Source organism: Streptomyces sp. 8L (genome assembly GCF_020176795.1).
Classification (GTDB): Bacteria; Actinomycetota; Actinomycetes; order Streptomycetales; family Streptomycetaceae; genus Streptomyces.
On sequence record NZ_JAIUKE010000509.1, the window covers coordinates 1 to 8,037 of the forward strand.

Genomic DNA, 8,037 nt, shown 5'->3' on the forward strand with positions numbered 1-8,037 from the left:
TACTGCGGCTTCACGCCGCCCGCCCGCACGGGGTCGGAGCCGCACCCCGCGAGCAGGACCGCGAGCGCCGCGGCCCCGGCCGCGGGCGGGGCGGCCCGCCCGCGCGCGCGCCGCCGTGACGGTCCCCGGCCGGATATCCGTGCCGGCGCCCCCTGCGTCCCTGCCCTCCGGTAAACCTCTCGGCGTATCCGCGTACCCGCGGCGGCCTGCCTCATCGCGCTACCCGCTCCCCACCCCGAAAACCGTGTCGGGGGGTGAGACGAGCGAAATGGCATCGCGGATGCGTTCGCACAGGAATGTCACAAAGTAACAAAAGAATCATGGAGCTTGGGCTCGGACGGGATGGGAAAGGTGCTGGTCCTTCGCTTGTAAAGAACTCTTTCTAAAGATAGCTTTACATCATGCCCGATCATGGTTCGCCCCCCAGCTCCGTCCGCCTGACCGATCCGCGCGCGCTGCGCGCGTACGCCCATCCGACGCGGATGGCTCTCGTCGGGCTGCTGCGCAGAGAAGGACCCCTGACCGCCACGCAGGCCGCAGGCGTCGTCGGCGAGAGCGTCGCCAGCTGCTCGTTCCACCTGCGCCAGCTCGCCAAGTACGGACTCGTGGAGGAGGCGGGCGGCGGGCGCGGCCGGGAGAAGCCGTGGCGGGCGACCGCGATGTTCACCAGCTGGGACGCGGCGCCCCGGGACCCCGCGGTGGCCGCTGCCACCCAGGGATTCCAACTGGCCATGGCCGAGCAGTACTTCGAACTCTCGGCGCGCTGGGTGGGGGCGATGCCCGAAGAGTCCGCCGAGTGGCGGGAGGCCGCGTACTTCGGCGACTACCAGCTGCGTGTGACGGCGGCCGAACTGCTCGACCTCAACAACAGCATCCAGGAACTGGTGCGGCCCTACCTCCAGCGCGCGGACGGCCCGGACTCCGCCGGGCCCGCCCGCGACACGCGTCCGGTCTCCCTGCTGCATCTGGCTTTCCCGACAGACACCGCGGCCCCTGGCGCTCCGACCGGCCCGGCGGACCGCGGCGGCGCCGCGTCCGGCGTCGAGGAGCGTGGCGGCCCGGCCGGTACCGGGAGCCGTGGCGCCGAGGACCGACGCGGCCCGGCCGGTACCGCAGGCCAGGACGGCTCCGCGGACACGGACCCGTGAGCACGCCCCCCGTGGAGGAGCCGCCGCGGCACGCGAACGCTCCGGCGGCGCGCCGGAGGAGCGCGGCGCGGATACCCGGCCTGCCGCGGATACCCGGCCTGCTGCGGGACAGGGCCTTCCGCCGCTACTGGTCGGGGCAGGGGATATCCCTGCTGGGGGACCAGCTCTCCTCGATCGCGATCCCCCTCATCGGGGTCCTGGCCGTGCACGCCGACGCCGCGCAGATGGGATACCTGACGGCGGCGTCGTGGCTGCCCAACCTGTTCTTCGCCCTGCATGCCGGAGGGTGGGCGGACCGCCGGGCCCACCGGCGCCGTGTCATGATCGCCGCGGACCTCGGGCGCGCCGCCCTCATCGCCACCGTCCCGTGCGCCTACGCCCTCCACGCGCTCACACTGGTGCACCTCTACGTCGTGGCGTTCGCCGCCGGCACCCTCGCGGTCTTCTTCGACGTCTGCGACGCCCCTCTGTTCAACGCACTGGTGCCACCGGACCGTTACGTCGAGGGCAACTCCCTGACCAACGGGAACAGGGCCATGTCGCAGGTGGTCGGGCCGAGCGTCGGCGGTGTCCTGGTGCAACTGCTCTCGGCGCCGCTCGCCCTGCTGGGCGACGCACTCTCCTTCGTCGCCTCGGCCCTGTTCCTGTCGCGCATCGCGCCGGCCGAACCACCGCCGGCGCGCGGCGCGCCCGGCCGGCTCGCGCAGGGGCGGCGCTTCATCGCCCGCTCACCCGTCGTACGGGCTTCTCTGGGCGCCACGGCCACCGTCAACCTCTTCACCTTCATGGTGAACGCGCTCTTCGTGCTGTACGCCACCACCACCCTGGGGCTGAGCCCGGGGCTGCTCGGCACGGTCCTGGGCGCCGGAGCCGTCGGCGGCCTCCTCGGCGCCGCGTGCGCCGGGCCCCTCGCCGGACGCATCGGCATCGGCCGCACCTTCATCCTCGGCTGTATCGCCTACCCCGCCCCGATGCTGCTGATCCCGGCGGCGCACGGACCGGCCCCCATGGTCGTCGGGCTGCTCCTCGCCGCCGAGTTCGGCTCCGGAGTCGGAGTGATGTGGCTCGACGTCGCGGTCGGTTCGATCCTCGCGGGCGGCGTGCCGGACGACCTGCGCTCACGGGTCTTCGGCGCCTACCGGACCGTCAACTACGGAACCCGCCCCCTGGGCTCCCTCGCCGGGGGCGCGCTAGCCGGCTCCATCGGCCTGCGTCCCACGCTGTGGATCGCCGTCGCGGGCGCCCTCACCTCGTTCCTGTGGCTACTGGCCTCGCCCGTACGCGGGCTGCGCGACGTACCGGTCACCTCGGGGACCGACACCCCGGGGCGCTGAGAGCGGCGTAGTGGAGGAGGGGAAGGCGGGGCCGCCGGTCCCGGGGCCGTCTCAGGCCGCCGTGCCGTCCGCCCCGCGGCGTACCGCCCGGCCTGCCAGGGTGTCCGTGCGGCGGCCGTCCGCCATCACGAAGGCGCCGCCGACCAGGACGTACGGGATACCCGTGGGAGGCGTCCTCGGGGCGTCGAACGTGGAGCCGGCCGCGACCGTGTCCGGGTCGAAGAGGACCAGGTCCGCGCGGTAGCCCTCGCGTACCAGGCCCCGGTCGGCCAGGCGGAGGCGGGCCGCGGGCCGGGACGTCAGGTGTGCCACGCACTCCTCGAGGCCGAGCACGCCCAGCTCCCGTACGTAGTGGCCCAGATAGCGCGGGAACGTGCCGTACGCGCGCGGGTGCGGCTTGCTGCCGTGCAGGATGCCGTCGCTGCCCCCGGTGTGCACCGGGTGGCGCATGATGCGCCGCACGTTCTCCTCGTGGCCCACGTGCTGGAGGATCGTCGGCGCCAGCCGGTCCCGTGTCAGCAGCCGCAGCGCCACCGTCCAGGGCTCCTCGCCCGCCGCGCGCGCCGACGCGGCCACCGAGCGGCCCACGTACGGGCCGAGTTCCGGCGTCGTCACCCCGGAGATCTCGATGGTGTCCCAGTCGATGGGCACGCCGTGGCAGCCGTCGGAGCCGGTCACCTCCAGGTCGTGCCGGATCTTCCCGGCCGTCGCCGGGTCGGCGAGGCGGGCGAGGGCCGCGTCGGGGCCGCCCTCGTTCGCCCAGCTCGGCAGCATCGCGGCGAGCGTCGTGGCGCCGGGCGTGTAGGGATACGTGTCCAGGGAGATGTCGGCGCCGTCCGCGAGCGCCCGGTCCAGCAGCGCGAGGAGCTGCGACGCGCGGCCCTCGTTCTCGGGGAAGTTCATGGTGGCGTGCGCGAGATGCAGCGCGCAGCCCGCCGTGCGCGAGAGGTCCACCATCTCCGCGTACGCCTGGAGCGCGCCCGCGCCGTAACTGCGGTGGTGCGGGCAGTAGTAGGCGCCGTAGCGCGCCACCACGCGGCACAGCTCGGTCAGTTCGGCGTCGTCCGCGTACATGCCGGGCGTGTAGGTGAGCCCCGAGGACATGCCGACCGCGCCCTGTTCCAGGCCCTCGGCCACCAACTGCCGCATCCGGTCCAGCTCGTGCGGGCTCGCCCCGCGGTCGTCCCAGCCGACCGCGAGCATCCGCACGGAGCCCTGCGGCACCAGGTACGCCGCGTTGACCGCGATGCCCCGCCCGCCGAACGCGCCGTCGAGCCGGTCCAGGTACTCGCCGACCGTGCGCCAGTCGAAGCCGACGGACGCATCGCCGGGGCCGCCGCCGTTCCAGCCCGCGATGGTGCGGCGGATCTCGCCGAGCGTCCGGTCGTCGGCCGGCGCGTACGACAGGCCGTCCTGCCCGAGCACCTCCAGCGTCACGCCCTGCGCCGCCTTCGCGACGTGCTCGGGGTCGCGCAGCAGCGCCAGGTCGCTGTGCGCGTGCATGTCGATGAAGCCGGGGGACAGGGCGAGCCCGTCCGCGTCGAGCGTCCGCGCGCCGGACGGGCGGGAGCCGCCGCCCTCCCGGACGACGGAGACGATCCGGCCGCCGTCCAGGCCCACGTCGGCGCGGTAGGACGGGCCGCCGGAACCGTCCACGACCCGCGCGCCACGGATGACGAGATCCACGCCGTACTCCTCAGAAGAACGTACGGACGAGGTCCGTGACCGTGCCGTCGGCGGTGACCAGGGGGATCAGCTGCCACTTGTCGAACGACGTGCACGGGTGCGAAAGGCCCATCCCGAGCCAGTCCCCGACCTCGACGCGGGCGTCCGGCGCGGTGGCGAGCCAGCCGTGCTGGTCGGACAGGCCGGTGACCGTGATGCCCTCGGCCGCCCGGATCTCCCCCGTCCGCCCGTCCCGTACGACCTGCGCCTCCGGCAGGTCCAGGTCGTACGCGGCGTCCCGCTTGCCCGCGTTGACGAAGGCCTGCTCCCCGGACGGGCGCGAGACGACCTGCGCCCACAGCCGGAACGCGGGCTGCAGCGCGCCCTCCTCCGGCACCCGGTTGAACGGCGTGAGGTGGCGGTAGTGGCCGTCGTCGTGCGAGACGTACGCGCCCGACCGCAGCAGCTTGAGCACCTTCGCCGACAGCTCGGGGATCTCGGCGAACACGTCCGCCACCGCGTCGAACCAGGCGCTGCCGCCCGCGCTGACCACGATGTCCTCCGCGCCCGCGAACCGGCCGTCCGCGTCGAGGGGGGCGGCGAGCGCCACCAGGCGCCGCAGATACGCCCGCACCCGCTCGCCGTCCGCCTGCGGCACCTCGCCCTCGTAGCCCGCGACGCCCGTCAGCCGGAGCGTGCGGGCGGCGGCGACCGCGCCGGCGACCGCCGCGCACTGCTCCTCCGTACGGGCACCGGTCCGCGCGCCCTCGCCCGCGCCCAGCTCCACGACGACCTCGACGGGGCGCCGCGCGCCCGCCGCGCGCAGCGCCTCGTCCATCAGCTCCACGCCGCGCACCGAGTCGACGTAGCAGACGAAGCGGAAGTCGGGGTCGGCGTCCAGCTCCCCGGCGAGCCAGCGCAGGGCGGAGGCGTCGACCAGCTCGTTGGCGAGGAAGATCCGCCCGATCCCGTACGCCCGGTACACGCGCACCTGGTGCGGGACGGCCGCCGTGATGCCCCAGGCGCCGTACGCCAGCTGCCGCGCGAACAGCTGGGGCGCCATCGAGGTCTTGCCGTGCGGCGCGAAGTCCAGGCCGTGGCGCTTCGCGTACGTCTCCAGCTGCGCGAGGTTGTGCTCGACGCGCTCCGCCGACAGGGCGAGCACCGGCGTGGTGAAGCCACCCGTGAACAGGGAGCGGCGCTCGGCGGCGAGCTCGCCGACGGTCAGCCCCTCCGCGTCGGGCGGCAGGCCCTTGAACCGGTGGTCGACACGGACGTCGGCGAGGCCCCCGACGGCCTCCTCGCTGCTTGGACCCATGCGATGCGCTCCTGCGTGGTGAGTCGCCTGTGGTGAGGGATACTGCTCATATTGCACATGCTGCAACGCGCGTTGCGCATGACGCTCATCGTTGTCTAACATCCGAGCCGACATCGGGTCAATCGGGAGGAGCCGGCGAGTGACCGAGGTTGTGTGCGTGGGCGAGTCCATGGTCACGTTCGTGCCGTCGCGGCCCGGCCGCCTCGCGGACGTGCCCTCCTTCGCCCGCACCATCGGCGGTGCCGAGTCCAACGTGGCCTGCGCGCTGGCCGCCGTCGGCCACCGCGCCGCCTGGGTCAGCCGGGTCGGCGCCGACGGCTTCGGCGACCACCTGGTCGAGGCGATAGCGGCGTACGGGGTCGACACCTCAGCCGTACGGCGCGACGAGGCGCGCCCCACCGGCGTCTACTTCCGCACCGCGAACGACCGCGCGGCCACCGCCCACGAGGTCGCCTACTACCGGGCGGGCTCCGCGGCCTCCGCGATGTCCCCGGCCAACATGCCGCTCGACACCCTCGCCGACTGCCGCGTCCTGCACCTCTCGGGCATCACCGCGGCCCTCTCGCCCGACTGCCTCGCCCTCCTCGAAACGCTCACCGCGCGCCGGCCCGGCAGGCCGCTCGTGTCGTTCGACGTCAACCACAGGCCCCGGCTGTGGCGCGACGCGGCGGGCCCCCGCGTCCTGCTGGACCTCGCGCGCGGCGCCGACCTCGTCTTCGTCGGCGAGGACGAGGCCGCCCAGGCGTGGGACGTGCACGGCGCCGAGGCCATCCGCGCGGCCCTGCCCGAACCCGCGACGCTGATCGTCAAGCGCGGGTCCGCGGGCGCGACGCTCTTCACCGGCGGCACCTCGGTGACCGTGCCCGCGCTGCGCGTGGACGTCGTGGCGCCGGTCGGCGCGGGCGACGCCTTCGCCGCGGGCGTGCTGTCCGCGACCCTGCGCGGCCTCGCGCCCGCCGAGCGGCTGCGGCACGGCCACCTCATGGCGGCCGCCGTCCTGACGGCCGAGGCCGATGTGTGCGTCCCGCCCGACCCCGCGCACGCCGACCGGCTGGCCGCACTCGGCGAGGACGAGTGGGCGGCGCTGCGGCTGTCGGCGGGCTGGACGGACGCGGGCCGCGCCGACGCGGCCTCCGGGGCGGAAGCGACCGAGGCGGAGCGGTCTGGAACGGAAACGGCCGGTACGGAGTCGGCCGGGGCGGAACCGGCCGGTACGGAGCGGTCTGGTACGGAAGCGGCCGGTACGGAGCGGGCCGGGGATGTGCGTACGCCATGAGCCAGACCGTCGACCGCGCCCTGAGCATCCTGCCGCTGCTCGCGCGCGGCCCCGCCGACCTCGGCGCCGTCGCCGGCGAACTCGGCGTGCACAAGTCCACCGCGCTGCGGCTGCTGCGCACCCTGAACGAGCACGGCCTCGTGCACCGCCAGCGCGACCAGCGCTACCGGCTCGGCGCGAAGCTCTTCGCCCTCGCCCAGGAGGCCGTGGAGAACCTCGACGTGCGCGACGTCGCCCACCCCCACCTGATGGCCCTCAACGAGAGCTGCGGACACACCGTCCACCTGGCGGTCTACGAGGAGCGCGAGGTCCTCTACATCGACAAGGTCGAGAGCCGCTACCCCGTCCGCATGTACTCGCGGGTCGGCAAGCCCGTCCCCATCACCGTCGCGGCGGTCGCCAAACTGCTGCTCGCCGACCTCCCGGAACCGGAGCGGCGCGCGCTCGCGGAACGCCTCGACTACCCCATGTACACGCCCCGTTCGACGCCCGACGCGACCGCGTTCCTCCGGGAGCTCGCCGTCGTGCGCGACCAGGGCTGGGCCACCGACCTCGGTGGCCACGAGGAGTCCATCAACTGCGTGGGCGCTCCGATCAAGGGCCCCGACGGGCGGGTGGTCGCCGCGATGTCCCTCTCGGCACCGAACGTCGTCGTGACCGCGGAGGAACTCCTCGGCCTGCTGCCGCACGTCCGCCGCACCGCGGACGCGATCAGCAGGGAGTACGCAGGCACCACACCACCCAAGGAAGCAACAGCATGAGCGACAAGACCGCGCTGACCCCCGCCACCCACACCGAGCCGCCGGCGAAGTTCTCGCACGGCGTGCGCAAGGGCAACATCCTCCAGGTCGCGGGCCAGGTCGGCTTCCTGCCGGCCGTCCCCGGCCAGCCCCCGACGCCCGCGGGCCCCACGCTGCGCGAGCAGACGCTCCAGACCCTCGCCAACGTCAAGGCGATCCTGGAGGAGGGCGGCGCGAGCTGGGACGACGTGATGATGATGCGCGTCTACCTGACCGACACGGACCACTTCGCCGAGCTGAACGAGATCTACAACGCGTACTTCGCCGAGCAGAACCTCCAGGCCCCGCCGGCCGCCCGTACGACCATCTACGTCGGCCTGCCCCCCGGCCTGCTGATCGAGATCGACGCCCTGGCCGTCCTCGGCTGAACCGGCTGAACCGGTTGGACCCGGCGCGCGGGGGGGGGGGGGCGGGGGGCGGGGGGGCGCGGGCGCCCCCCCCCCGCCGCGGGGGGGGGGGGGGGGGAGCGGCGCGCGGAGGGAGGGCGGGTGCAGGG

At 74.3% G+C, this 8,037-nt stretch carries 7 protein-coding genes; 5 read left to right on the forward strand and 2 right to left on the reverse strand.

Features of this window, described 5'->3' with window-relative positions; all coding sequences use genetic code 11:
• Positions 1-401: 401 nt before the first annotated feature.
• Both LCE31_RS32690 and LCE31_RS32695 read left to right on the forward strand, forming a co-directional pair.
• Positions 402-1,148, forward strand: coding sequence for a winged helix-turn-helix domain-containing protein (locus tag LCE31_RS32690; protein ID WP_225020899.1), 747 nt, complete (start codon positions 402-404; stop codon positions 1,146-1,148).
• A complete protein-coding gene (locus LCE31_RS32695) occupies positions 1,145-2,482 on the forward strand; it encodes an MFS transporter (RefSeq protein ID WP_225020901.1) in 1,338 nt (445 codons plus the stop codon). Before LCE31_RS32690 ends, LCE31_RS32695 begins: the two co-directional genes overlap by 4 nt.
• Before the next feature lie 51 nt (positions 2,483-2,533).
• Here LCE31_RS32695 and LCE31_RS32700 read toward each other — a convergent pair whose 3' ends face one another.
• Together LCE31_RS32700 and LCE31_RS32705 are read right to left on the reverse strand one after the other, a co-directional pair.
• Positions 2,534-4,168: an N-acyl-D-amino-acid deacylase family protein gene (locus LCE31_RS32700; RefSeq protein ID WP_225020903.1), complete on the reverse strand. Its 1,635-nt coding sequence runs from the start codon at positions 4,166-4,168 to the stop codon at positions 2,534-2,536.
• A gap of 10 nt (positions 4,169-4,178) precedes the next feature.
• On the reverse strand, positions 4,179-5,465 hold the full coding sequence (locus LCE31_RS32705; protein ID WP_225020906.1) for an alanine racemase: 1,287 nt from the start codon (positions 5,463-5,465) through the stop codon (positions 4,179-4,181).
• Positions 5,466-5,565: 100 nt separating this feature from the next.
• Here LCE31_RS32705 and LCE31_RS32710 point away from each other — a divergent pair, with 100 nt between their 5' ends.
• Genes LCE31_RS32710 through LCE31_RS32720 form a run of 3 tightly spaced genes read left to right on the forward strand, consistent with a single transcriptional unit; the run spans position 5,566 to position 7,909 of the window.
• Positions 5,566-6,741 (forward strand): sugar kinase, encoded by a 1,176-nt coding sequence (locus LCE31_RS32710; protein ID WP_441349430.1) that lies wholly within the window; start codon positions 5,566-5,568, stop codon positions 6,739-6,741.
• The gene (locus LCE31_RS32715) at positions 6,738-7,502 is read left to right on the forward strand and encodes an IclR family transcriptional regulator (RefSeq protein WP_225020910.1); all 765 of its coding nucleotides are present in this window, start codon (positions 6,738-6,740) and stop codon (positions 7,500-7,502) included. Before LCE31_RS32710 ends, LCE31_RS32715 begins: the two co-directional genes overlap by 4 nt.
• Positions 7,499-7,909, forward strand: coding sequence for a RidA family protein (locus LCE31_RS32720; RefSeq protein ID WP_225020912.1), 411 nt, complete (start codon positions 7,499-7,501; stop codon positions 7,907-7,909). The genes LCE31_RS32715 and LCE31_RS32720 overlap by 4 nt, the downstream gene beginning before the upstream one ends.
• The last annotated feature ends 128 nt before the right edge of the window (positions 7,910-8,037 follow it).

Excerpts from the sequence above, each read along its gene's own strand:
- LCE31_RS32690 (WP_225020899.1), top strand. The coding sequence starts at position 402 with ATGCCCGATCATGGTTCGCCCCCCAGCTCCGTCCGCCTGACCGATCCG.
- LCE31_RS32705 (WP_225020906.1), bottom strand. The coding sequence starts at position 5,465 with ATGGGTCCAAGCAGCGAGGAGGCCGTCGGGGGCCTCGCCGACGTCCGT.
- LCE31_RS32715 (WP_225020910.1), top strand. The coding sequence starts at position 6,738 with ATGAGCCAGACCGTCGACCGCGCCCTGAGCATCCTGCCGCTGCTCGCG.
- LCE31_RS32720 (WP_225020912.1), top strand. The coding sequence starts at position 7,499 with ATGAGCGACAAGACCGCGCTGACCCCCGCCACCCACACCGAGCCGCCG.